The following is a 23327-nucleotide window of genomic DNA, read 5'->3' as shown; positions in this document are numbered from 1 at the left end:
GCTCGGCCGGGGCGGCGGACGCGGCGGGGCGCTCACCGGGGGCGGCCTTGGCGGACGCGGGACGCTCGCCCTCCCCGCTCCGGCCGCGTGCGTCGCCGCCGTCGGCGTCGGCCGCGGCGTGCTCCTCGCGGTCGGCGGTGGGCGGGGTCTGGCCGGAGGGATCGCTCTCCCCGGCGGGCGCGGGCACCCGCGGCTCGCCGTTCGCCTTGCGCCGCCGCTCCGCGGGGGAGGACGGCTGGAGGCCCATCCCGCCTCCGGTGGTACGGAACAGTTCGTCGGCCCCCGGCAGACTCACTCGGCGTGACACCGGGCGAGCACCTCCCTGGCGAGCTGGCGATAGGCGGCGGCGCCGACCGAGTTGGAGGCGTAGGTGGTGATGGGCTCACCGGCGACCGTGGTCTCCGGGAAGCGGACCGTGCGCCCGATGACCGTGTGGTAGACGTGCTCGTCGAAGGCCTCGACGACGCGCGCCAGGACCTCGCGGCTGTGCACCGTACGGGAGTCGTACATGGTGGCGAGGATGCCGTCGAGCTCCAGCTCCGGGTTGAGCCGCTCCTGGACCTTCTCGATGGTCTCGGTGAGCAGCGCCACCCCGCGCAGCGCGAAGAACTCGCACTCCAGCGGCACTATGACCTTGTGAGCGGCCGTCAGGGCGTTCACGGTGAGCAGGCCGAGCGAGGGCTGACAGTCGATCACGATGTAGTCGTAGTCGGCCATCAGCGGCTTCAGGGCGCGCTGGAGCGTGGACTCGCGGGCCACCTCGCTGACGAGCTGCACCTCGGCCGCGGAGAGGTCGATGTTGCTGGGCAGCAGGTCCATGTTCGGGACCGCCGTCTTGAGCAGGACGTCGTCGGCCGCCATGCCCCGCTCCATGAGCAGGTTGTAGACGGTGAGGTCCAGCTCCATCGGGTTGACCCCGAGGCCGACGGAGAGCGCGCCCTGCGGGTCGAAGTCGACGAGCAGGACCCGGCGTCCGTACTCCGCGAGCGCGGCGCCCAGGTTGATGGTCGACGTGGTCTTGCCGACGCCGCCCTTCTGGTTGCACATCGCGATGATCTTCGCGGGGCCGTGGTCGGTCAGGGGGCCCGGGATCGGGAAGTACGGCAGCGGCCGTCCGGTCGGGCCGATGCGCTCGCGGCGCTGGCGCGCGGCGTCGGGCGCGAGGGTGGCCGCGTACTCCGGATCGGGCTCGTACTCGGCGTCGGGGTCGTAGAAGTGCCCCTCGGGCACCTCGGCGAAGTCGGCGAAGCGGTCGGTGTCCCGGCTGCTCTCGTTGCCGGCCGTGGCGTTCACGTGTAGGCCGTCCATCATCTGGGGGGCTGTCGTCATGTGCTGTTGGGTGGCGAAGGTGCGGACCGCGACGGAGCCGACAGCTTCGAGCCCGGTCGGGCTCAGACCCCGTGCAGGCATCCCTGGTTGACCACCCCCAGGAGTAATTGTCGACTCATTCACAAGTCGTCTTACCTCCTTGGATGTGACCAGGAAACTTATCGATAGGTCAGCGTGGCACCATGCCGACGATTGGCGACTCTATGGCGTGTCACCGGTCCGCAGCAACACAATCCGCCGGACCCGGCCCGATGTGTCGGCAATCGAACGCCTCGCTGTCAAGGGTGCACAGCGACCAAGCCGCACATTTCACCGCTGCACGAAACGGGTAAAGGGTTACGTTCGGCGCGAGTTGCGCAAGGGCCTCACGGGGCCCGATACACGTCCGGCCGGACCTTGCTCGGCAAGGTCCGGCCGGAGTCCCGATGTTGACGAAAGAAGTTGACCCGTCAGCCGAGGAGCGTGCTCAGCTCGACGTGCTCAAGACCGTGCGCCTCGGCCACCTCGCGGTAAACCACCTGGCCCTCATGGGTGTTGAGGCCCTTGGCCAGCGCGGCGTCGCGGCGCAGGGCGTCGGCCCAGCCACGGTTGGCGAGCTCCACGATGTAGGGAAGCGTCGCGTTGGTGAGCGCGTAGGTGGAGGTGTTCGGGACCGCGCCGGGCATGTTGGCGACGCAGTAGAAGACCGAGTCGTGGACCTGGAAGGTCGGCTCCGCGTGGGTCGTCGGACGCGAGTCCTCGAAGCAGCCACCCTGATCGATTGCAATGTCGACAAGTACACTTCCGGGCTTCATCTTGGCGACGAGCTCGTTGGTGACCAGCTTCGGGGCCTTGGCTCCGGGGATCAGGACGGCGCCGACGACGAGGTCGGCCTCGACGACGGCCTTCTCCAGCTCGAAGGCGTTGGAGACGACGGTCTGCACCTTGGTGCCGAAGATCTTGTCGGCCTCGCGGAGCTTGTTGATGTCGCGGTCGAGCAGCGTGACGTGGAAGCCGAGGCCCACGGCGATCTGGGTGGCGTTCCAGCCGGAGACGCCGCCGCCGATGACGACGGCCTTGCCCGCGTGGGTGCCGGGGACGCCGCCGGGCAGCACGCCGCGGCCACCGACCGAGCGCATCAGGTGGTACGCGCCGACCTGCGGGGCGAGGCGGCCCGCGACCTCGGACATCGGGGCGAGCAGCGGGAGGGCGCGGTTCGCGGTCTCGACCGTCTCGTAGGCGATGGCGGTGGTGCCGGAGGCCAGCAGTGCGTCGGTGCACTCGCGGGAGGCCGCGAGGTGCAGGTAGGTGAAGAGCGTCTGGTCCTTGCGGAGGCGGTGGTACTCCTCGGCGACCGGCTCCTTGACCTTCAGCAGCAGGTCGGCGGCGGCCCAGACCTCGTCGGCGGTGGCCAGGACCTGCGCACCGGCGGCGACGTACTCCGCGTCCGGGATGGACGAGCCGACGCCGGCGTCGTGCTCGATGACGACCTGGTGGCCGTGGCGGACGAGCTCATGCACTCCGGCGGGGGTGATCGCCACCCGGAACTCGTTGTTCTTGACTTCGCGGGGGATGCCGACCTTCACGTCGATCACGGTCCTTGGCTCGGAGGGTTCATCCGGGCACAACGGCGCACACCCGGACATATACAGCATAAATGGAGACGCCACGAAGGAACGCGGCAGAGCCAGTCTAATGAAGGACTTCGCGCTGTCTAGCCTTACAAAGCATTAACTTTCTGTCGAAGCACTACGGATTTCGTAGGCTGAGGCCTCTTCCCCCAGCAATCTGTCGGCGGCGGCCCGGTGCAGCCTGGCCGCAGCGGGATCCCCGAGCCGGTCCAGCGTGTCCGCCAGCCGCAGCTGAAGCGCGGCCTGAAGCCGCACGTCACCGGCGCGCCGGGCCAGCTCGACCGCCTCCCGGCAGGTCTGCAGAGAATCGTGCGGCCGGCCCGCGTACTCCTGGACCCGGGCGCTCTCGCTGAGCGCCCGCGCCTGGGCCGGTACGTCCCCGAGCCTGCGGTGGCCCGCGGCGGCGGCGCGCCAGTTCCGCAGCGCCTCGCCGTAGCGCCCGGCGTACGTGTGGACCGCCGCGAGCCGTCCGTACAGCCGGGCCTCGTCCGCCCGCTCCTCCTGGGTCAGGCGCTGGGAGAGCGCCCGGCCGTACCAGTCGGCGGCCCGGTGGTAGTCCCCCAGCTCCTCGTACGCGCCGCCGACGGATTCCATCGCGCGGCCGGTGGCGTACAGGTCCTTCGCGGCCTTTCCGGCGTCCAGCGCGGCCCGGTAGCGGGTCAGCGCCTCCCGGGTGCGGCCGGTGCGGGCGTCCAGGTCGGCGAGGTTCAGCAGGGCGGCCGCCTGTTCGCGGGGCAGCTCGCGGCGGATCGCCACGTCCAGGACGAGGCCGTGCAGCCCGTACAGCTCGGGGGCGGCCTCCTCCGTCCCCCGGTGCGCGGCCAGGGCCCGGACCAGCGCCGCCACCAGGCGTCGCGCCAGGGTGTCGAGCTCGCCGTCGGCCACGGCGAGGCGGGCCGATGCGAGCAGGGCGGGCTGGCGGACCCGCAACCAGGCGCCCGCCTCCTCGGCGTTCGGGAAGCGCAGCGAGCGGGGCAGCCCGGCGAGCTTGCCGCGGGCGGTGGAGCCCTCCGGCTCGGTGATCGCTCGGCAGGCCTGGAGCCGGCGGACGGTCCGCTCCAGCATCCGGGCGCGGGCGAGCTGGATCTCGGCCGGCCGGTCCCGGTCCTCCAGGAGGGCCCGCAGCAGCGGGGCGAGGCAGCCGGGCACCGCGTACTGGGGGTGGGCCGCGCCGTCCGTCCGCAGCAACCCGAGTTTCACGAAGTCGTCGAGGGTGGAGCGGGCGGCGGAGACCGAGCAGCCGGCCAGCGCGGAGGCCGTGTGGGAGTCGGCGAGTCCGGCGGGGGCGAGGGCCAGCAGGCGCAGTATCCGGGCGGCGGCCTGCGGCAGGGAGTCGTGGACGAGCCGGAACGCGCGGGCCAGCGGGCGGGCCCCGGTGGGCTGCTGCTCGCCGGAGTCGGGCAGCTCGCGCAGTTGCCCCGCCACATCCGCGACCGAGGTCATGGGGTGGGTGGCGAGCAGGCCGCCCATCAGGGTGAGCGCCGCGGGCTGGCCGCCGCACTCCTCGGCCAGCCGCTCCGCGGTGCGGGGGTCGACGGTGACGCGGACCTGTCCGATGGCGCGGGCGAGCAGCCGTACCGCCGCGCCCGCCTCCAGTCCGCCCAGCGTGCAGGGCCGTACGTCGGGGATGCCGGTCAGCGGCCCGGTCGCGGTGGCGAGGACCAGGCAGTCCGGGTTCTCCGGGAGCAGCGGGTCGACCTGTTCGGCGTCGGCCGCGTCGTCGAGGACCAGGACGAGCCGGCGCACGGCGAGGGCCTCGCGGACCATCTCGGACAGCTCGTCCTGATCGGCGCCGGGCGGGACCGGCAGCCCGAGGAGGCCGAGGATCTCGCCGGCGGTGCGTTCGGTGGGGACGCTCTCGCCGCCGGGGTCGGTGAGGCCGACCCGGAGCACTCCGTCGGGGTAGTCGCCGGAGCCCGTACCGGCGACGGCCCAGGGCAGGGCGCCCGTGGCCCTCGCGGCGGCCCCGGCGGCGTCGGTTCCGGTGAGCGCCCCGGCCAGTTCCTCGGCGAGGGCGCTGCGGCCGGAGCCGGGGCGACCGGCGATGAGCAGGACCCGGGCGCGGGGGGCCTTGCGGCCGGCCAGGGTGTCCAGGCCGGCCCGCTCGATGTCCGCCCGCAGGTCCTTCAACTCCCGTTCGCGGCCGAAGAATCGGGGCGGGGCGGCGCCGGACGGCTCCTCGGCCCCCGGGGCCTTCGCCGGGCCGCTGGTGTCCACCGCCTGATCGGTCACGAGCCACGCTCCACTTCGCTGCACGCGGTGCCCGCCGGAACTCCGGTCGGGTGCGTTTCGAGCGTAGTTCAGCTGTGGGGACGATCACTGCGGAGCGGGGCGGAGCACAGGGGAACATCCCCCGATCGGATCAGCATTTCTTCGTCTTGTATGACCGATCGGGGGTGGGGTGCGGACCGGACCGACCGTCAGGCCTCGAAGGGCCGGGCCGGCCAGGGGGCTTCGGCGGGGCGCAGCGAGTCGACGCCGTCGCCCGCGCGGACGGCGGTGAGCGCGAGCGCCCCGACGACCAGACAGTTGTTGTGCACGTCCCCCGCGATGACGGAGCGGACCAGTTCGTCCAGCGGCACCCGGGCCTGCTCCATGTCGGCCTCTTCCTCCGCGACCGCGTACCGCTCGCCCTCCGCCTCGGAGAGATCGCGGGCGAGGAAGATGCGGACGGCCTCGTCGCAGCCGCCGGGCGTGGTGTAGACGTCGGTCAGCACCCGCCAGTCCTCGGCCTTGACGTGCGCCTCCTCGTACAGCTCGCGCTGGGCGGCGTGCAGGGGGTTCTCGCCGGGGATGTCGAGCAGTCCGGCCGGGATCTCCCAGAGCCGGTGGCGTACCGGGTGGCGGTACTGGCGCAGCACGATGACGCGGTCCTCGTCGTCGATCGCGAGGACGGCGACGGAGCCCGGGTGGACCTGGTAGTCACGGCCGTGGACGGAGCCGTCGGGCATCACCACCTGGTCGGTGCGGACGCTGGTCTTGTTGCCGGTGAAGGGCGTCACCGTCGCGGTGACCTGCCACTCCTCGGGCGTGTCCTGGATACCCATGTGCCTACGTCCTCCCACGAACCAAAAGGAAACCGGGGCACCGATCCGTGACGGATCCGTACCCCGGTCAACCGTAATGCCTCGGTGTTACGCGTCCGTGCCCTCGGCGGCGGCGACCTGGCGCGCGACGGCGGCCTTCACCAGACCCGCGAAGAGCGGGTGCGGGCGGGTCGGGCGCGAGCGCAGCTCCGGGTGCGCCTGGGTGGCGACCAGGTAGGGGTGCACCTCGCGCGGGTACTCGACGTACTCGACGAGCTTGTTGTCCGGGGAGGTGCCGGAGAAGACCAGTCCGGCCTTCTTCTCCAGCTCGGCGCGGTAGCCGTTGTTGACCTCGTAGCGGTGGCGGTGGCGCTCCTCGACGTACGGCTCGCCCGCGTACGCCTCGCGCACGACGGAGCCCTCGGCGAGCTTGGCCGGGTAGAGGCCGAGCCGCATGGTGCCGCCGAGGTCGCCGGCGCCCTCGACGTAGGCGAGCTGCTCCTCCATCGTCGAGATGACGGGGTGGGAGGTGGCGGCGTCGAACTCGGTGGAGTTGGCGTCGGGGATCTCGGCGAGCGAGCGGGCCGCCTCGATCACGATGCACTGGAGGCCGAGGCAGAGGCCGAGCAGCGGGACCTTGTTCTCGCGGGCGTAGCGGATGGCGCCGACCTTGCCGTCGACACCGCGCTCGCCGAAGCCGCCCGGGATGCAGACCGCGTCGACGTCGCCGAGGTGCTCGGCCGCTCCGGCGGCGGTGCGGCAGTCGTCGGACGTGACCCACTTGATCGCGACCCGGGCCTTGTTGGCGAAGCCGCCGGCGCGGATCGCCTCGATGACCGAGAGGTAGGCGTCGGGCAGGTCGATGTACTTGCCGACCAGGGCGACGGTGACCTCGTGGTCGGGGTTGTGGACCCGGTCCAGCAGGTCGTCCCAGGTGGTCCAGTCGACGTCGCGGAACGGCAGGTCGAGCTTGCGCACGACGTAGGCGTCCAGGCCCTCGGTGTGCAGCACCTTGGGGATGTCGTAGATCGACTTGGCGTCGATCGCGGCGACCACGGCGGCCTCGTCGACGTCGCACATCAGCGAGATCTTGCGCTTGATGGCGGTGGGGACCTCACGGTCGGCGCGCAGCACGATGGCGTCGGGCTGGATGCCGATGTTGCGCAGGGCGGCCACCGAGTGCTGGGTGGGCTTGGTCTTCAGCTCGCCGGAGGGGCCGATGTAGGGCAGCAGCGAGATGTGCACGACGAAGACGTTGTCCCGGCCGACCTCGTGGCGGACCTGGCGGACGGTCTCCAGGAACGGCAGCGACTCGATGTCGCCGACCGTGCCGCCGACCTCGGTGATGACGACGTCCACGTCGTCGGTGGCCATGCGGCGGATGCGGTGCTTGATCTCGTTGGTGATGTGCGGGATGACCTGGACGGTGTCGCCCAGGTACTCGCCGCGCCGCTCCTTGGCGATGACCTGGGAGTAGACCTGGCCGGTCGTCACGTTGGCGGAGCCGTCGAGGTCCACGTCGAGGAAGCGCTCGTAGTGGCCGATGTCCAGGTCGGTCTCGGCACCGTCGTTGGTGACGAACACCTCACCGTGCTGGAACGGGTTCATCGTGCCGGGGTCGACGTTGAGGTAGGGGTCGAGCTTCTGCATGGTGACCCGCAGGCCCCGTGCCTTGAGCAGGGCACCCAGGCTGGAGGCAGTCAGACCCTTGCCGAGGGAGGAGGCGACACCCCCGGTGACGAAGATGTGCTTGGTCGTCGTGGATGTGGGCTGCATAGCCAAAGGGGGCTCCCGTGGTCGCGATTCTGAGGTGCGAACGGCAGCCGAACCGGGGATTCCGGGGGTGCCGTCGCTGCGGTTCGGGGGCCTCGTCCGCTGTCAGAGACGACCACCGTCCACGGGCTACCAGGGTAACAGCGACGGGGGGAGGCTGCTTCCGGCCACACCCTGCACAGAGGCGTCACACCATCACCGCAGTCAATTCACGTCCCACCCGATCGGCTCAGAGATCTTGCGGGCACCGTCGCGCGGATCTTCGTGGGCCGTCGTATCCTGCTCAAACACTCGCTGCCGAGACGGCCGGGCGGCGGCACCACCCAGGCCGCCCACCGGTACAGGAACTCGTCGGATCTTCCCGGGTGAAAGACCCTACGACCCCCTTGACCCGCAGTAAGCGCCCTTTGACGGGGCGACATGGCCGTTCGACTGGAGACGCACGTGGCCGGGCGCATCGAGGATTACGCACTCATCGGAGACATGCAGACCGCCGCCCTGGTCTGCCGGGACGGCACAGCGGACTGGCTGTGTCTCCCCCGCTTCGACTCGCACGCCGTCTTCGCGGGGCTGCTGGGCACCGAGGAGCACGGCTTCTGGCGCCTGGGCCCCGCGAGAGCGGAAGGAACGGAACCAGCCTCCGCCGACCGGCGGCGTTATCGCGGTGACTCCCTCATCCTCGAATCGGAGTGGGACACACCGCGCGGCACCGTACGGGTGACCGATTTCATGCCCCCGCGTGACGGCGCGCCGCAGCTCATCCGGATCGTGGAGGGCGTCAGCGGCCGGGTGCCGATGCGCTCGGAGCTGCGGATGCGTTTCAGCTACGGCCGGGTGACGCCATGGGTGCACAAGGTCGACAACCGGACGGTCGCGGTCGCCGGTCCTGACTCGGTCTGGCTGGACACCGAGGCGGAGACGTACGGCAAGAACCTGACCACCTACTCCGACTTCACGGTGGGCCCCGGCGACCGGGTGGCGTTCACGATCAGCTGGCAGCCCTCGCACCATGAGCAGCCCGCCCTCCCCGAGCCCGAGAACTCGCTGGAGGCGACGGAGACCTTCTGGCGCGAATGGGTCGAGCAGTGTACGTACCACGGGCCTTACCGGGAGGCGGTCGTCCGCTCCCTGATCACCCTCAAGGCCCTCACGTACGCGCCGACCGGCGGCATCGTCGCCGCGCCGACCACCTCGCTGCCCGAGGAGATCGGGGGCGTACGGAACTGGGACTACCGCTACACCTGGCTGCGGGACGCCGCGATCACCCTCTCCTCACTGCTGCGCACCGGCTACCGGGAAGAGGCGCGGGCGTGGCGAGAGTGGCTGCTGCGGGCTGTGGCGGGCGACCCGGAGAACCTCCAGATCATGTACGGCATCGCCGGCGAGCGCGAGCTCGGCGAGGCGGAGCTGGACTGGCTGCCCGGCTACGAGAACTCCGGCCCGGTCCGTGTCGGCAACGGCGCCGCCAACCAGCTTCAGCTGGATGTGTACGGCGAGGTCACCGAGGCGCTGCACCTGGCGCACATGACGGGTCTCACCCGCAACGACTACGCCATGGGCCTCCAGCTCAAGCTGATCGAGTATCTGGAGAAGCACTGGGAGGAGCCCGACGAGGGCATCTGGGAGGTGCGCGGGCCGCGCCGCCACTTCGTGCATTCGAAGGTGATGGCGTGGGTCGCGGTCGACCGGACGATCAAGCTGATCGAGTCGGGGGACGTGGAGGGCCCGCTGGAGCGGTGGCACCAGCTGCGCGACGACATCCACCGGGACGTCCTCGATCGCGGCTACGACAAGGAGCGCAACACCTTCACCCAGTCCTACGGGTCGAAGGAGCTCGACGCCTCCCTGCTGCTCATCCCGCAGATGGGCTTCCTGCCGCCGGACGACAAGCGGGTCATCGGCACGATCGAGGCGATCCAGCGGGAGCTGTCCACGGAGGACGGCTTCATCCTGCGCTATCCGACGGAGGGCGAGGACGCGGGCGTCGACGGTCTGGAGGGCGACGAGGGCGCGTTCCTGGCCTGCTCGTTCTGGATGGCGGACGACCTCGCGATGATCGGCCGGGTCGACGAGGCGCGCCAGCTGTTCGAGAAGCTGCTGTCTCTCCGCAACGATCTGGGGTTGCTGGCGGAGGAGTGGGACTCGAACCTCCAGCGCCAGGTGGGGAACTTCCCGCAGGCGTTCAGCCACGTCCCGCTGATCGACACGGCCCTGCGGCTGACGGCGAGCGGCGCGTACGTGGGCTGAGCTCGCGCCAAGTCGCGGACCCCGCATCCCGTCCATCGGACAGGGGTGCGGGGTCCGGTCGCGTTCCGGGCCGGTTAGGCTGCCGCTCATGGACCCGGCCCCGACCAGCGGTGCGACCGCCGACCTCGTCGTCCTCGACGCCCGGCGGCCGGCCGCCGACCCGGAGCGGGCGGCCGCGTTCGCGGCGTCGGCCCGGCGGATCCTGGCGGATCTGGTCGCCGGGGGCGCCGCGCTGGGCTGGGTCGAACCGCCTTCGCAGGACGAGGTGGCCGAACTCCTCGCCCGCGTCACCTCCGAGGCGCAGGCCGGGGACGCCGCCCTGCGCGCCGCGTACGTCGGCCGTCGCCTGGTCGGACTCGGCTACTGGCGTCGCTACGCCCGGCCGACGCACCGTCCGCACGCCGATCTGGAGAAGCTCGCGGTGGACTCCGCCGTCCAGGGCCGCGGCGTCGGCCGTGCGCTGACCGCGGCTCTGATCGCCGACGCCGAGAAGGCGGGCGTCGAGGTCCTCACCCTGGACGCCCGCGGCGACAACACCGGCGCGCTGAACCTCTACCGGTCGCTCGGCTTCACCGAATACGGCCGCCTGCCCGACTTCGTCGCCGTGGGCGAACGCCGCTACGACAAGGTGTTCCAGATGCTGGACCTCCGCCGGCGGCGCTGAGCGGGGCCCGGTCGCGCGGGGGGTCATGGCGTGGTGAGCGGTTCCGCCTCGTGCGCCCGGTGGAGCGCCTGGAGGAACCGGGGCGCTGCGGGCACTTCGGTGGAGCCGATGCGGTGGACGGGGATGCCCGGCGTCCAGGAGTTCATGACGACCGCGCCGGCGAGGGCGGGCAGGTCGTCGGGGGTGATCGCGGCGGTCCGCTGCTTCACTCCGAGCCGGTCCAGCTGCCGGCGGACGATGCCCATCATGGTGCCGGTCAGGACGTGGGCCTCGGGCCACACCACCGCCTCGCCGTCCCAGAAGGCCAGATTCCAGATCGTCGCCTCGCTGAACCGGCCCTCCCGGTCCAGAAAGGCGGCGTCGTCGAAGCCGTCTGCGACGGCCTGCCGCAGGAGGTGGGTCTTGGCGACCTCTCCGACGTGCTTGACGTGCGGCAGGTACCGCTCGTGCTCGACCGCGGCGAGCGCCAGCGGGCCGCGGGGGCCGGTCGACGGGGGCCCGGTCCGTACCAGCAGCGCCAGGTCCGCGTCGGCCGCGGTGAACTCACCGGCCGTGGAGAGGACCGTGGCCGTCAGCGAGAGGTCGGCCGGTCCGTCCCGGAGCGCGGTACGCAGGTGGGCACGGACCAGGTCATCGGGCAGGGCCCGGCCGAACAGCTCGACCGAGGCGCTCCGCAGCCGCTCCAGGTGGAGGTCGAGGCCCCGGGCCCGGCCGTCGCGGATCTGTATCGCGGTGAAGTGGGCGTGGCCCGCGAAGGCGAGCGGCGCGAGGGCGTCGGAGGCCGCCGGGCGGCCGTTCAGGTGCGTGATGTGCGGGGAAACTTGGTTCATGGTCCGGACGTTAAGGCTTGACACCGGTGACAAGGTCAAGCGGAGGGGTGGCGCAGGCATGCTGATCGGGGAGTTGTCGCGGCGGACAGGAGTCAGCGCACGGTCGTTGCGGTACTACGAGGCGCAGGGGCTGCTGGAGGCCCGGCGCGGCGCGAACGGCTATCGCGCGTACGACGAGGACGCGGTCGCCTCCGTACGGAAGATCCGGGCGCTGCTGCGGGCCGGGCTCTCCACCGAGGTGATCCGTCAGGTGCTGCCGTGTGCCCGGGGCGAGCAGGCGAGTTTCGACTGGTGTGCGGAGCTGCGAGCGATCCTGGACGGGGAGCTGGCGGACCTGGACGAGCAGATCGAGGCGTTGCGGCAGAGCCGGGGCGCGCTGGTGGGGCTGCTGGCCGAGCGACGGTGAGAGGTGCGGGCCCCGGGGGCGGCTGCCCAGGGGGCTCGTACGGGTCGGCCCATTCGAAGGCGGCCGCGGCCTCCTGAGCGCGGCGGCCACCGTCTCCGGCGCGTCGGGCCCCGGCTCTCCGGGGGTGTAGGCCACCGAGTGCAGTGTGCCCTTGTAGCGGAAGGTCCGGTGGTGCTCGAACAGGAGCCAGGAGACCGGGGACTTGCGGTCGATCCCGATGCCGATGCCTTGAAACGGGGCCGTGCCGATGAGCTGGTGGACGCTGGGCGGGGCGGCCCCTCACCTCGCCGTCGACGCTGACCGTGAACGACCAGCGCAGGCCCTTCTCCCCCGTGGCGGTGAGGGCGATGGCATGGTCCGCGGGCGCTAGCGGGCCCGCGTCGGTCTCGTGGAGCACGGCCTGAGCACGCCCTGACCATGGCCCCAGCACGGTTTCCGGGCCTCCCCTGCCATGCGCACTCCGTACCCCGGGCGGTAGCGTCCTGAACAGGACGACCGCCCGGGGTACGGGCGTGGAACAAGGGGAAAGCGGGCCGGTACGTGGAGAGCCACAGCGGAATCACCGTGCAGCGGGCGCTGGAGCTGCCGGGGCTGCGCGCCGGGCTCCCGGAGGTGGTGGCCGGCGCCGACCGGCTGAACCGTACGGTGCGCTGGGTGCACGCGGGCGAGGTCCCGAACATCGCCTCGCTCCTCAAGGGCGGCGAGTTGCTCCTGACCACCGGTCTCGGCCTGGGCGCCCGCCCCGCCGAACAGCGCGCGTTCGTCCGCCGGCTCGCCGACCGGGGCATCGCGGCCCTGGTGGTGGAGCTCGGCCCGCGCTTCGGCCGGCTGCCCGCCTCCATCGTGGACGCCGCCCGCACGGCCGGTCTTCCACTGGTCCAGCTGCACCGCGAGGTGCCGTTCGTCGCGGTGACCGAGGAGGTGCACACCGAGATCGTCAATGGGCACTACGCGCTGCTCCAGCAGGCGGAGGAGGTGCACCGGCGCGCCACCCGGGCGCTGCTCGACGGGGGCGGGGTGCCGCAGGTCCTCGGGATCCTCGCCGACTTCACCGCCAACCCGGTCTTCCTGGAGACGCCCGACGGCCAGCTCCTGTACGCGGCGTCCACCGGGACCGGCCCGGTCGGCGCGGACCCGCTCCAGGTCTGGGAGGGCATGCGCGGCGACCGGGCGGCCCGGGAGTCCCCGCCGACCGGTGCGCTCCTGGTGGACGTGCCCGGCGGCGGGCCCGAGACCGGCTCGGTGCGGGCGCGGCTGGTGCTGCTCGCGGTGGCCGGGCCGCTGGCGACCGTGCACCGGATGGCGGCGGAACGGGCGGCGGGCCTCCTCGCCGTGGTGCTGATGCAGGCCCGGCAGGAGGAGGAGCTGGCCGCCCGGGGCCGGGGCGACTTCCTGACCGACCTCGCGGAGGGCCGGATCGCCCCGGAGGACGCCCCCGCCCAGGCCCGGGTGCTCGGCTTCCGGCCCGGCGACACCCCGCTCCTGCCGGTGGTGATGCGGCTGGCCCCCGAGCTGTCCCCCTCGGGCAACTGGGCGCTGCTGGCCCGTGCGGTCCTGGAGGAGCTGGCCTCGGTCGGCGTGCCGGTGCTGCTCGGCGTACGGCCGGTGGAGGGGCGGGTTCCGCTGCTGCTGGGGCTGCGGTCGGAGGGCGAGCGCACGGCGGTCGCGGACCGGGTGGCGGCGGCGCTGCGGGCGGGCGTGGAGCGGGCCGGTCTCGACCGGGCCGGGTCGCAGCAGCCGGTGGTCGTGGTCGGCGTCGCGGGCGGCTGGGCGGCGGCGGGTGCGGGGTTGCGGCACGCGTCGGAGACGGCGACGGCCGCGCAGGGCCTGGACGACCGGCCCTGGTACGACGCCCGGCGGCTCGACATCGACCTGCTGCTGTGGCGGCTGCGGGACCATCCGGACCTGGCGGCGTTCGTCAACCGGGCGATCGGTCCGCTGCGCGAGCACGACCGCACCTCGCGCCCGCCGCTGCTGCCGACGCTCCAGGCGTATCTGGAGCACGCGGGCCGCAAGGCGGAGACCGCCCGCGAGCTGCACCTCAACCGCCAGACGCCCTACAACCGCCTGGCCCGGATCGGCGAGCTGCTGGGCACGGACCTGGACGACCCGCAGACGGTGCTGGCGCTGAGCCTGGCGCTACAGGCCCGCCGCCACACGACCTGACGGCGCCAGCCCGCCGCCACACGACCTGACGGAACCGGCCTGCCGCCGCACCACGGAACAGCACCGGGCTCAGCGGCCGCGCCCCGTCGCCAGCGGCTGCGCCAACTCGTCGTACACGCTGAGCACATGGGCGATCGTGTCGTCCTCGGTGGGCCAGCCCGCCGCCTGCACCAGCCCGGCCTCGGCGAGCCGGGCCCGGGCCGCCGGATTTCCGAGCAGCCGCACGACCGTACGGGCGAGGGCTTCGGCGTTGCCGTACGGCACCAGCTCGGCGGCCGCGCCGACCAGTTCGGGTACGCCGCCGACCGCGGTGGCGACGAGCGGCACCCCGGCCCGCAGCGCCTCCTGCGCCAGCAGGGAGCGGCCCTCCCAGCGGCTCGGCAGCAGGGCCAGGTCGGCGGCGGCGAGCAACTCCCCCACGTCGTCCCGGCGTCCGATGAGGCTGACGGGCAACTCCTCGTCCCTGATCCGCCGTTGCAGCGCGTCCCGGTCGCGCCCCTCCCCCGCGACGACGAGCAACGGCACGGGGTCCAGCCGCCGCCAGGCGCGGGCGGCGTCCAGCAGGGTGCCGAAGCCGTGATGCGGTACGAGACTGCCGACGGCCATCAGCAACGGCCGGTCCACCGCGCCCAGTTCGGCCCGCACCTTGCCCTCGTCGGCGGCGCCGGCCGTGCCCGGGGCCGGGGCGGGGGCGGCGACGGGAGCGAGCCGGGCATCGCGGGCGCCCCGCTCGCGGGCCCGGTCCACCAGGTCGGAGGAGGGGGCGAGGACGACGGCGGCCGCCCGTGCGGCACGCCTCTCCAGCAGGTGCAGGATCTGGCGGCGGGCCCCCTCCGCGTACCGCCGGGTGTGCCAGGTCATCACCAGCGGCACGGCGCGTCCGCTCAGCGCGAGGGCGGTCCGGGCCGCCGCGTGGAGTCCATGGGCGTGAACGACGTCCGCCCCCGCGCAGGCGGCCCGCAACGCGGCGACGGCGGCCGGGTCGCTGCGCCGGGGCACCGGCAGGAAACGGGCCCCGGTCGCCGTGAAGTCGTAGGCGCGGTCCACCGCGGACGGGGCGCAGACGGTGACCTGCACCCCCCGCGCCACCAGCCCGGCGGTCAGCGAACGGACGTGCGCGCTGCTGCCCGCACTGCCGCCGCCCAGGACTTGGACCGTACGCAGCTGTGACACGTTGATTGGCTCCCCGGGGCTCCGGAGTCGACGGTAAGTACAGCGCCAAGGATGCCAGCCCGTACGCACGTTCCGGCACCGCCGTAACGTTGCTGCCGCACCCACGGCGACAACCGACCACACCGCACCACCCTCACGGGTGAACACAGAGGCGCGAGGTTGCCGTCATCCGGGGGAGGCGGGCACGGACGAAGGAATCCCCGTCCGCGCCCGCACGACCACCGGAGCACGCCGCACCGGACGGCACCACGCCCCCGGGCCTCACCCGTCGGCGCGGGCCGTGGCCAGCAGCTCCTCGGCGTGGGCGCGGGCCGTCTCGGAGTCCTCCTGGCCCGCCAGCATCCGGGACAGTTCCCGGACCCGGTCCTCACCCTCCAGGACGGTGACACCACTCCGGGTCACCGAGCCGTCCACGGTCTTCTCGACCAGCAACTGCCGGTCGGCGAAGGCCGCGACCTGCGGGAGGTGGGTCACGACGACCACCTGCGCCGACTTGGCGAGCTTGGCGAGCCGGCGGCCGACCTCGACCGCCGCCTTGCCGCCGACGCCCGCGTCGACCTCGTCGAAGAGGTACGTGGGCACCGGGTCGGAGCCCGCGAAGACGACCTCCACCGCGAGCATCACCCGGGACAGCTCGCCGCCCGAAGCGCCCTTGGCGATCGGCCGGGGCTGGGCGCCCGGGTGCGGGGCGAGCAGCAGCTCCACCTCGTCGGCGCCCGAAGGGCCGTAGACGACGCTCCGCCCGCCGATGTCGATGCCGGACGCCTCGTCCGCCGCCTCGGTCTGCCGGATGGCGAAGGAGACCCGGGCGTGCGGCATGGCGAGCGAGGCCAGCTCCTCGGTCACCGCATCGGCGAACCGGGCGGCGGCCTCCGTACGGGCATCGGACAACGCCTGCCCGAGCACGGAGAGTTCGGCCCGCAGCCCGTCACGCTCGGCGGTCAGCTCGCCGATCCGCTCGTCGTCGCCCTCCAGCTCGGTGAGCCGGCCCGCGCCCTCCTGCGCCCAGGCGAGTACGGCCGCGATGTCCTCGCCGTACTTACGCGTGAGGGTGGTCAGCGCGGCCCGGCGCTCCTCCACGGCGGCCAGCCGCAGCGGGTCGGCGTCGAGCTGGTCGGCGTACCCGGCCAGCTCACCGGAGACATCGGCGAGCAGGATGGAGATCTCGCCCACCCGGTCCGCCAGCGCGGCCAGCGCCGGGTCGTGGGCGCGGACCCCGTCCAGGGCCTGCCCGGCGGCGGCGACCACCGTGGTGGCGTCGACGCTCTCCGGGTCCTCCGGGTTGCCCGCCAGCGCGGTGTGCGCGAGGGCGGCGGCGGAGGCAAGGGCCTCGGCGTGCCCGAGCCGTTCCGCCTCGGCGGCCAGTTCGACGTCCTCCCCCGGCAACGGCTCGACGGCGGCGACCTCGTTCAGCCCGAAGCGCAGCAGGTCCGCCTCCTGGGCCCGCTCCCGGGCCCGGGTGGTCAGCTCCTCCAGCTCGGCCGCGACGGCCCGCAGGCGACGGTAGGCGGCCACGTACTTGGCGTGCGGGACCTCCACCCCGTCCCCGGCGTACCGGTCCAGGGCGCCGCGCTGCCGGGCGGGCTTGAGCAGGCCCTGCTGGTCGGTCTGCCCGTGCACGGCGACGAGTTCGTCCGCCAGCTCGGTGAGGACCCCCACCGGCACGGATCTGCCGCCGAGGTGGGCCCGTGAGCGCCCTTCGGCCGAAACGGTACGGCTGATGAGCAGCGCACCGTCGTCGAGTTCCGCCCCGGCCTCCTCGGCCCGCAGCGCCGCCGCGTCGCCCTCGGACACGGTGATCCGGCCCTCGACGACCGCGGCCTTGGCCCCGACCCGTACGAGAGCGGGGTCAGCGCGCCCGCCGAGCAGCAGCCCGAGGCTCGTGACGACCATGGTCTTGCCCGCGCCGGTCTCACCCGTCACCGCGGTGAAACCGGGTGACAGCTCCACCACCGCGTCGTCGATGACTCCGAGCGACCGTATCCGCATCTCCTCCAACACGGACATGACCTTACGAGGTCCCGGGCCGGACGCGCGACGGCCCCCGCTCCCGGATTCACTCTCCCGAGGATTCCTGAGGGTTACGGGGGCCGTCGGCCGGCCTCGGTGAACGTCAGTGCGGCAGGCCCCGCCACCCCGAAACGGGCAGCGCGAACTTCGCCACCAGCCGGTCGGTGAACGAGGCCTGGTGCAGCCGCGCCAGCCGTACGGGCACGGCCCCGCGCCGCACCTCGACCCGGGCGCCGGCGGGCAGCTCCACGGTCCGCCGCCCGTCGCACCAGAGCACCCCGTGCGGCGTGTGCGGCTGGACCTCCACGGCGAGCACGGAGGTGGGCGAGGTCACCAGCGGCTTGGCGAACAGGGCGTGGGCGCTGATCGGGACCATCAGCAGCGCCTCGACCTCGGGCCAGACGACGGGCCCGCCCGCCGAGAAGGCGTACGCGGTCGAACCGGTCGGGGTCGCGCAGACGATCCCGTCGCAGCCGAACCCGGTGACGGGACGGCCGTCGATCTCCAGGACGACTTCGAGCATCCGCTCGGGCGACACCTTCTGCACCGCCGCCTCGTTGAGCGCCCAGTCGGTGTGGACGACGTCGCCGTTGCTGTGCACGAGGACGTCGATCGTCATGCGTTCCTCGACGTCGTAGTCGCGGGTGACGACCCGGGAGACCACCTTGTCGAGGTCGTCACGTTCGGCCTCCGCGAGGAAGCCGACGCGTCCGAGGTTGACGCCGAGCATCGGCACCCCGGAGGCGCGGGAGAACTCCGCGCCGCGCAGCAGGGTGCCGTCACCGCCGAGGACGATCAGCAGTTCGCAGCCGTCGACGGCGGAGGGGCTGGTGTCGGTGACCGTCTCCACGGCGTCCGGCAGCGGCAGATCGGCCGCCTCGGCCGCCGAGACGCGTACGCCGAGCCCGTTGCGCAGCAGCCCCTGCACGACGAGCTCCGCGCTGCGGATCGCGGCCGGGCGGCCGGTGTGCGCCAGCAGGAAGACTGTTCGTGCCGTATCGGTCGTCACATTCGTCGTCAACGGGGCCCCTCCGCCACTGCACGGTCGACATCCGCGGGATCCAGCTCAGGTGCGCCGGCCCGCAGCCACAGAAAGTACTCGACGTTGCCCGAAGGCCCTGGCAGCGGACTGGCCGTCACCGCGCGCACGCCGAGCCCGAGCGCCCAGGCCCGCCGCGCCACTTCCCGTACGGCTTCGGCACGCAGCTCCGGGCTCCGCACCACTCCGCCGCTGCCCAGCCGCTCCTTGCCCACCTCGAACTGCGGCTTGACCATGAGGACCAGGTCCGCGTCGGGCGCGGCGCAGCGGGCGAGGGCGGGCAGCACGAGGCCCAGCGGAATGAAGGACAGGTCACCCACCACCAGGTCGACCGCCTCCCCGTCGATGTCCTCCACGGTCAACTCCCGTACGTTGGTACGGTCCTTGACGACGACCCGTTCATCGGACCGCAGCGACCAGGCGAGCTGCCCGTAGCCGACGTCCACGGCGACGACCTGCCGGGCCCCGGCCCGCAGGAGCACATCGGTGAACCCGCCGGTGGAGGCTCCCGCGTCCAGCGCCCGCCGCCCTTCCACCGTCAGCCCCAGCGGGACGAAGGCGGCGAGCGCCCCGGCCAGCTTGTGCCCGCCGCGCGAGACGTAGTCCGGGTCGTCGTCGTCCTGGGTGACGACGATCGCGGCGGCCGTCTCGACCTGGGTGGCGGGTTTGGTCGCGGTGGTGCGGCCGACGGTCACGCGCCCCGCGGCGATCAGCTGGCTCGCGTGTTCGCGCGAGCGGGCGAGCTTGCGGCGTACCAGCTCGGCGTCGAGGCGGCGACGTGCCACTCCTGCCACGTTCGGTTCAGCTCCTGTTGTCGTGACGCGTGTCGGGACGCGTGTCCTGCGTGCGGTGCGAAGGCGTGGGTACGGGACCGGGTGCGGCGGCCGGACGGGCGTCCAGCGAGGTCAGCTCGGACCGCAGGCCACGGTGTACATCCTCGTACACCTCGATGTGCCCGTCCGCCGGGAGGTGGTCGACGTCGGCCAGACGCTCCAGCCGGCCGTCCACCGCGGCGTGCCCGGTGGGGGTGCGCACGACCCCGAGGGGCGCGGGCCCGGCGGGCTCGAAGGAGACCGCCCCGGCGGCCGGCTCATCGGTCACCGGCTCATCGGGCGTGCTCACGGGCGGTGTCCCCGCCTCCGGCGTCCAGTCGCTCATGCCGAAACGCTACATCGACAGGCCGGTGTACCGTCGAGCACGATGGCGACCATGGCGGAGTGCCGCAGCGCGCTCAACAGACTTTCCGACAACCTCGCAGCCGCCGAGGGCGAGGTGCGCAGCACCGCTGCCCTCGACCGCTCGCTGAGCTGTCACATCAAGGACCTCGACATCACGTTCACCGGCCGGCTGGCCGATGGCCGGATCCGGGTACAGGACACGGTCGAGGGGCCACCCCGCGAGAAGGCCGAGATCAGGCTCGCGATGACGGGCGACGACCTGGTGGCCCTGGTGGACGGCGACCTGAACTTCGCGAAGGCGTGGGCATCGGGCCGCGTACGCCTGGAGGCAGGCTTCAGAGACCTGCTGAAACTGAGGTCCTTGCTGTAAGCCCGATCAAGGACGTACGGGCGTCAAAATCAAGCCCGTCCGGCGATTGAGGACAAAGCACCCACCGGGGCGCGCCCGGCACCGCAGCCCATCCTCAGGCGGCAACCTTCCGCGCCTTACGCGCGGCCGGCACGACGAGCGGCGTCCCCGTCTCCGGATCGTCGATCACCTGGCACCGCATCCCGAACACCCGCTCCACCAGCTCCGCGTCGACGACGTCCGAGGGCGCGCCCTCCGCGACGATCGCCCCGTTCCGCATCGCGATGAGATGCGTGGCGTACCGCGCGGCGTGGTTCAGGTCGTGGAGCACCGCGACCAGCGTGCGCCCCTGCGTCTCGTGCAGCTCGGCGCACAGGTCCAGTACGTCGATCTGGTGCTGGATGTCGAGGTACGTCGTCGGCTCGTCGAGCAGCAGCAGCGGCGTCTGCTGGGCCAGCGCCATGGCGATCCAGACCCGCTGACGCTGACCGCCGGACAGTTCGTCGACATAGCGATCGGCCAGCTCGGCGACGCCGGTGGACTCCATCGACTCCTCGACCACCCGCTCGTCCTCCGGCGACCACTGCCGCAGCAGCCCCTGGTGGGGGTAGCGGCCGCGGGCGACGAGGTCGGCGACGGTGATCCCGTCGGGGGCTATGGAGGACTGCGGCAGCAGCCCCAGTGTCCGGGCGACCTTCTTCGCCGGCAACTGGTGGATGGTCTGCCCGTCCAGCAGCACCTGCCCCCGGCTCGGCTTCAGCATCCGGGCCAGCGCCCGCAGCAGGGTCGACTTTCCGCAGGCGTTGGGCCCGACGATCACGGTGAAGGAGTTGTCGGGGATCTCGACCGAGAGGTTCTCGGTGATGACCCGCTGGTCGTAGCCGAGGGTCACCGATTCTGCGGTGAGGCGCTGCATGGTCGTACTCCCGGAGTCGGTGAGGTGGAGCGGCACGGCGCGGGGCACGGGCAGACCACCGAGCAGCACCAGGTTAGGTTAGCCTATCTTCCCTTTACGCCACGGTCCCGGCCACCGCCCCACGCCCCCAACGCCCTCGTGGGCAGGGGGCGCCGGACGGCAGCGCCGGGCGTCCGTTCAGAGCCCGAGCCCGGCGACAGCCTTCCCGCTCTCCAGCTCGCACACGCCCGGACCGGCGAAGGCCCAGGCGGCCGCGCAGAGCGCCCGCAGCCCGTCGAGCGGATCGCCTTCCCCTTCCAGGACCAACGCGTCCGCGCGCACAGCAGCCGTCCAGCCCCCGCACCGGTACCCGTCACCGGCCGGCGTCACCTCGGGCTGCCCCGTCAGCAGCCCCCGCAGGTCCCGGTCCACATAGGTCGGCCGGTGCTCCGGCGGGGCGGCCAGCAACTGGGCCGGGTCGGTCACCCCGGTCAGCACCAGCAGCGAGTCCACACCCCCGTTGAACGCGCCCTCGATGTCCGTGTCCAGCCGGTCCCCGACGACGATCGGCCGCTTCGCCCCGGTCCGCAGCACGGTCTCGCGGTGCATCGGCGGCAGCGGCTTCCCGGCGACCTGCGGCTCGGCCCCGGTGGCGATCCGTACGACCTCGACCGCGGCCCCGTTGCCGGGTGCGATGCCCCGGGCGCTCGGGATGGTCAGGTCGGTGTTGGACGCGAACCACGGCAGCCCGCGCCGGATCGCGTAACTCGCCTCGGCGAACCGCCCCCACGTCATGTCCGGCCCGCCGTACCCCTGAACCACGGCGGCCGGGTCGTCGTCCGCCGACTCCACGGGCACCAGTCCGCGCTCGCGCAGCGCGACCCGCAGCCCCTCGCCGCCGATCGCCAGCACCCGGGCCCCGGGCGGCAGTTGATCGGCGACCAGCCGGGCGACGGCCTGGGCGGAGGTGATCACGTCGGAGGGTTCGGCGGGCACACCCAGCTCCGTCAGGTGCTCCGCCACCGCGTCGGGCGTCCGCAGGGCGTTGTTGGTGACGTACGCGAGGTGCATGCCCCCGGTCCGGGCGGCCGCCAGCGACTCGACGGCGTGGACGATGGCCTCCCCGCCCGCGTACACGACCCCGTCCAGATCGAGGAGAGCCGTGTCGTACGCCTCGCTCAGCGCCGTGCTGCTCCCCGCCGGCCGGACCCTGTCCTGCTGGTGGCTCATATGACTCGCTCCTCTTTGCTCTGCATCTGCCCCGATCATCGCGTATGCCCCCTGCACACATACGATGCCCTGATGAACACTTCAGGTCCCGTCGACCAGGGGCTGCGGCTGATCCCGTTCCGCGGACTGCGTTACGTCCCCGAGCGGGTCGGCAGCCTTGCGGCCGTGACCTCGCCCCCGTACGACGTGGTCGTCCGGCCGGACGGGCTGCACCACCTGGAGTCCGCGGATCCGCACAACATCGTGCGCCTCATCCTCCCCCAGGCCGACACGGCCCGGGACCGGCACCGGCAGGCAGCCGCCACACTGGACCGCTGGCTGGCCGAGGGGGTCCTCGCCCCGGACCCGGACCCGGTGCTGTACGTCTACGAGCAGCGGAACGACGAGATCTCCCAGCGGGGCCTGATCGGCGCCCTGGCCCTCTCCCCCGCCGCCGAGGGCATCGTGCTGCCCCACGAGGACGTCATGGACGACGTCGTCGCGGACCGCGCGGAGCTGATGCGTACGACGGGGGCGCATCTGGAGCCGCTGCTGCTGACGTACCGCGGCGACGAGGGTACGCCGACGGGGGCGGCGGCGGTGATCGACCGCACGGTCCTGCGGGAACCACTGCTCGCCACGACGACGGAGGACGGCTTCCGCCACCGGCTCTGGGCCGTGACGGATGCGTCGGACCGGCGAGAGATCGAGACGGACCTCGCCCGGCACCAGGCGCTCATCGCGGACGGCCACCACCGCTGGGCCACCTACCTGCGGCTCCAGCGGGAACAGACCGCCCCGGGCCCCTGGGACTACGGCCTGGTCCTCCTCGTCGACACGGCCCGCCACCCGCTCCAGGTCCGCGCCATCCACCGGCTCCTGCGCGGCCTGCCCGTCTCCCGGGCCCTGAAGGCGCTCGCCGGCCACTTCCGAGTCCAGCAGGTCGAAGGGCCGCTCCCCCGAGCGCTCGACTCCCTGGCCGAAGCGGCGGCTGCCGGCAACGCGTTCCTCCTCGCCGGCGACGGGGGCTTCCACCTGGTGGACCGCCCCGACCCGGCCCTGCTGGCCCGCACCGTCCGGGCGGACCGCCCCGACGCCTGGCGCACCCTCGACGCGACGGTCCTGCACTCCGCGCTGCTCGACGAGGTGTGGCGGATCCCCGACGCGCCCGAGCACATCGGCTACATCCACGACACCGCGGCAGCGGTCGAACAGGCGGAACGCCTCGGCGCCACGGCGATCCTCATGCACCCCGTGCGCGAGGAGGTCGTCCGGGACCTGGCCCGGCAGGGCGTCACGATGCCCCGCAAGTCGACGTCGTTCGGCCCGAAGCCGGCCACGGGCCTGGTCATGCGGAGCCTCGCCCTCGACTGACCTGGCATCCGGCACGCAACGCGAGGAGGGGCGGCACTCCGACCGGAGT

Annotated in this window: 19 protein-coding genes and 1 pseudogene; 6 read left to right on the top strand and 14 right to left on the bottom strand. The window is 72.8% G+C overall.

Annotated elements, in window-relative coordinates; translation table 11 throughout:
• The 6 genes and pseudogenes from ACFWM7_RS19250 to ACFWM7_RS19225 form a co-directional block, all read right to left on the bottom strand.
• Nucleotides 1-295, bottom strand: a pseudogene (locus ACFWM7_RS19250) (hypothetical protein); the annotation flags it as partial.
• Nucleotides 292-1410: a ParA family protein gene (locus tag ACFWM7_RS19245; protein WP_205084114.1), complete on the bottom strand. Its 1119-nt coding sequence runs from the start codon at nucleotides 1408-1410 to the stop codon at nucleotides 292-294. The pseudogene ACFWM7_RS19250 and the gene ACFWM7_RS19245, both read right to left, overlap by 4 nt.
• A gap of 368 nt (nucleotides 1411-1778) precedes the next feature.
• Complete coding sequence (gene ald, locus ACFWM7_RS19240) at nucleotides 1779-2894, bottom strand: alanine dehydrogenase (RefSeq protein WP_383262252.1); 1116 nt, start codon at nucleotides 2892-2894, stop codon at nucleotides 1779-1781.
• A gap of 144 nt (nucleotides 2895-3038) precedes the next feature.
• On the bottom strand, nucleotides 3039-5171 hold the full coding sequence (locus ACFWM7_RS19235) for a tetratricopeptide repeat protein (RefSeq protein ID WP_383262245.1): 2133 nt from the start codon (nucleotides 5169-5171) through the stop codon (nucleotides 3039-3041).
• A 188-nt stretch (nucleotides 5172-5359) separates the two neighbouring features.
• Nucleotides 5360-5986 (bottom strand): NUDIX domain-containing protein, encoded by a 627-nt coding sequence (locus tag ACFWM7_RS19230; protein WP_383262244.1) that lies wholly within the window; start codon nucleotides 5984-5986, stop codon nucleotides 5360-5362.
• Between the two features lie 87 nt (nucleotides 5987-6073).
• Complete coding sequence (locus ACFWM7_RS19225) at nucleotides 6074-7741, bottom strand: CTP synthase (RefSeq protein ID WP_383262243.1); 1668 nt, start codon at nucleotides 7739-7741, stop codon at nucleotides 6074-6076.
• Between the two features lie 441 nt (nucleotides 7742-8182).
• Between ACFWM7_RS19225 and ACFWM7_RS19220 the strand changes: the two genes are divergently transcribed.
• Together ACFWM7_RS19220 and ACFWM7_RS19215 are read left to right on the top strand one after the other, a co-directional pair.
• The gene (locus ACFWM7_RS19220) at nucleotides 8183-9985 is read left to right on the top strand and encodes a glycoside hydrolase family 15 protein (RefSeq protein WP_383262250.1); all 1803 of its coding nucleotides are present in this window, start codon (nucleotides 8183-8185) and stop codon (nucleotides 9983-9985) included.
• A gap of 88 nt (nucleotides 9986-10073) precedes the next feature.
• On the top strand, nucleotides 10074-10649 hold the full coding sequence (locus ACFWM7_RS19215; protein ID WP_383262242.1) for a GNAT family N-acetyltransferase: 576 nt from the start codon (nucleotides 10074-10076) through the stop codon (nucleotides 10647-10649).
• A 23-nt stretch (nucleotides 10650-10672) separates the two neighbouring features.
• Here ACFWM7_RS19215 and ACFWM7_RS19210 read toward each other — a convergent pair whose 3' ends face one another.
• Nucleotides 10673-11479, bottom strand: a complete 807-nt coding sequence (locus ACFWM7_RS19210; protein ID WP_383262239.1) for an aminotransferase class IV family protein — start codon at nucleotides 11477-11479, stop codon at nucleotides 10673-10675.
• Between the two features lie 58 nt (nucleotides 11480-11537).
• On the opposite strand from ACFWM7_RS19210, the gene ACFWM7_RS19205 reads away from it, so the two are divergent.
• Together ACFWM7_RS19205 and ACFWM7_RS19200 are read left to right on the top strand one after the other, a co-directional pair.
• On the top strand, nucleotides 11538-11885 hold the full coding sequence (locus tag ACFWM7_RS19205; protein ID WP_383262238.1) for a MerR family transcriptional regulator: 348 nt from the start codon (nucleotides 11538-11540) through the stop codon (nucleotides 11883-11885).
• 540 nt (nucleotides 11886-12425) lie between these two features.
• A complete protein-coding gene (locus tag ACFWM7_RS19200; protein ID WP_383262235.1) occupies nucleotides 12426-14051 on the top strand; it encodes a PucR family transcriptional regulator in 1626 nt (541 codons plus the stop codon).
• Nucleotides 14052-14120: 69 nt separating this feature from the next.
• Here the strand turns inward: ACFWM7_RS19200 and ACFWM7_RS19195 are convergent, their stop codons facing one another.
• The 5 genes from ACFWM7_RS19195 to ACFWM7_RS19175 form a co-directional block, all read right to left on the bottom strand.
• Nucleotides 14121-15224 (bottom strand): glycosyltransferase family 4 protein, encoded by a 1104-nt coding sequence (locus tag ACFWM7_RS19195; protein WP_383262234.1) that lies wholly within the window; start codon nucleotides 15222-15224, stop codon nucleotides 14121-14123.
• 261 nt (nucleotides 15225-15485) lie between these two features.
• Complete coding sequence (gene recN, locus ACFWM7_RS19190) at nucleotides 15486-17231, bottom strand: DNA repair protein RecN (protein ID WP_383262232.1); 1746 nt, start codon at nucleotides 17229-17231, stop codon at nucleotides 15486-15488.
• Between the two features lie 106 nt (nucleotides 17232-17337).
• Complete coding sequence (locus tag ACFWM7_RS19185) at nucleotides 17338-18243, bottom strand: NAD kinase (RefSeq protein ID WP_383262249.1); 906 nt, start codon at nucleotides 18241-18243, stop codon at nucleotides 17338-17340.
• Between the two features lie 8 nt (nucleotides 18244-18251).
• A complete protein-coding gene (locus ACFWM7_RS19180; RefSeq protein ID WP_383262231.1) occupies nucleotides 18252-19067 on the bottom strand; it encodes a TlyA family RNA methyltransferase in 816 nt (271 codons plus the stop codon).
• A gap of 7 nt (nucleotides 19068-19074) precedes the next feature.
• Nucleotides 19075-19431 (bottom strand): hypothetical protein, encoded by a 357-nt coding sequence (locus ACFWM7_RS19175; protein WP_383262230.1) that lies wholly within the window; start codon nucleotides 19429-19431, stop codon nucleotides 19075-19077.
• A gap of 42 nt (nucleotides 19432-19473) precedes the next feature.
• On the opposite strand from ACFWM7_RS19175, the gene ACFWM7_RS19170 reads away from it, so the two are divergent.
• The gene (locus tag ACFWM7_RS19170; protein WP_383262228.1) at nucleotides 19474-19821 is read left to right on the top strand and encodes an SCP2 sterol-binding domain-containing protein; all 348 of its coding nucleotides are present in this window, start codon (nucleotides 19474-19476) and stop codon (nucleotides 19819-19821) included.
• Nucleotides 19822-19915: 94 nt separating this feature from the next.
• Here the strand turns inward: ACFWM7_RS19170 and ACFWM7_RS19165 are convergent, their stop codons facing one another.
• Nucleotides 19916-20716 carry an ABC transporter ATP-binding protein gene (locus ACFWM7_RS19165; RefSeq protein WP_383262247.1) on the bottom strand — a complete coding sequence of 267 codons (801 nt, stop codon included), beginning with the start codon at nucleotides 20714-20716 and terminating at the stop codon, nucleotides 19916-19918.
• A 177-nt stretch (nucleotides 20717-20893) separates the two neighbouring features.
• Nucleotides 20894-21925 (bottom strand): HAD-IIA family hydrolase, encoded by a 1032-nt coding sequence (locus ACFWM7_RS19160; protein ID WP_383262226.1) that lies wholly within the window; start codon nucleotides 21923-21925, stop codon nucleotides 20894-20896.
• A 72-nt stretch (nucleotides 21926-21997) separates the two neighbouring features.
• Here ACFWM7_RS19160 and ACFWM7_RS19155 point away from each other — a divergent pair, with 72 nt between their 5' ends.
• Nucleotides 21998-23278, top strand: coding sequence for a DUF1015 domain-containing protein (locus ACFWM7_RS19155; protein ID WP_383262223.1), 1281 nt, complete (start codon nucleotides 21998-22000; stop codon nucleotides 23276-23278).
• Nucleotides 23279-23327: the final 49 nt, after the last annotated feature.

The sequence above is a fragment of the Streptomyces sp. NPDC058375 genome (assembly GCF_042723425.1).
In the GTDB taxonomy this organism is placed as follows: Bacteria; Actinomycetota; Actinomycetes; order Streptomycetales; family Streptomycetaceae; genus Streptomyces; species Streptomyces durocortorensis.
This window is presented reverse-complemented; position numbering and strand designations above follow the sequence as displayed.

Excerpts from the sequence above, each read along its gene's own strand:
- ACFWM7_RS19170 (WP_383262228.1), top strand. The coding sequence starts at position 19,474 with ATGGCGACCATGGCGGAGTGCCGCAGCGCGCTCAACAGACTTTCCGAC.
- ACFWM7_RS19205 (WP_383262238.1), top strand. The coding sequence starts at position 11,538 with ATGCTGATCGGGGAGTTGTCGCGGCGGACAGGAGTCAGCGCACGGTCG.
- ACFWM7_RS19215 (WP_383262242.1), top strand. The coding sequence starts at position 10,074 with ATGGACCCGGCCCCGACCAGCGGTGCGACCGCCGACCTCGTCGTCCTC.
- ACFWM7_RS19155 (WP_383262223.1), top strand. The coding sequence starts at position 21,998 with ATGAACACTTCAGGTCCCGTCGACCAGGGGCTGCGGCTGATCCCGTTC.
- ACFWM7_RS19160 (WP_383262226.1), bottom strand. The coding sequence starts at position 21,925 with ATGAGCCACCAGCAGGACAGGGTCCGGCCGGCGGGGAGCAGCACGGCG.
- ACFWM7_RS19210 (WP_383262239.1), bottom strand. The coding sequence starts at position 11,479 with ATGAACCAAGTTTCCCCGCACATCACGCACCTGAACGGCCGCCCGGCG.
- ACFWM7_RS19225 (WP_383262243.1), bottom strand. The coding sequence starts at position 7,741 with ATGCAGCCCACATCCACGACGACCAAGCACATCTTCGTCACCGGGGGT.
- ACFWM7_RS19175 (WP_383262230.1), bottom strand. The coding sequence starts at position 19,431 with ATGAGCGACTGGACGCCGGAGGCGGGGACACCGCCCGTGAGCACGCCC.
- ACFWM7_RS19165 (WP_383262247.1), bottom strand. The coding sequence starts at position 20,716 with ATGCAGCGCCTCACCGCAGAATCGGTGACCCTCGGCTACGACCAGCGG.
- ACFWM7_RS19230 (WP_383262244.1), bottom strand. The coding sequence starts at position 5,986 with ATGGGTATCCAGGACACGCCCGAGGAGTGGCAGGTCACCGCGACGGTG.
- ACFWM7_RS19245 (WP_205084114.1), bottom strand. The coding sequence starts at position 1,410 with ATGCCTGCACGGGGTCTGAGCCCGACCGGGCTCGAAGCTGTCGGCTCC.
- recN (WP_383262232.1), bottom strand. The coding sequence starts at position 17,231 with ATGTCCGTGTTGGAGGAGATGCGGATACGGTCGCTCGGAGTCATCGAC.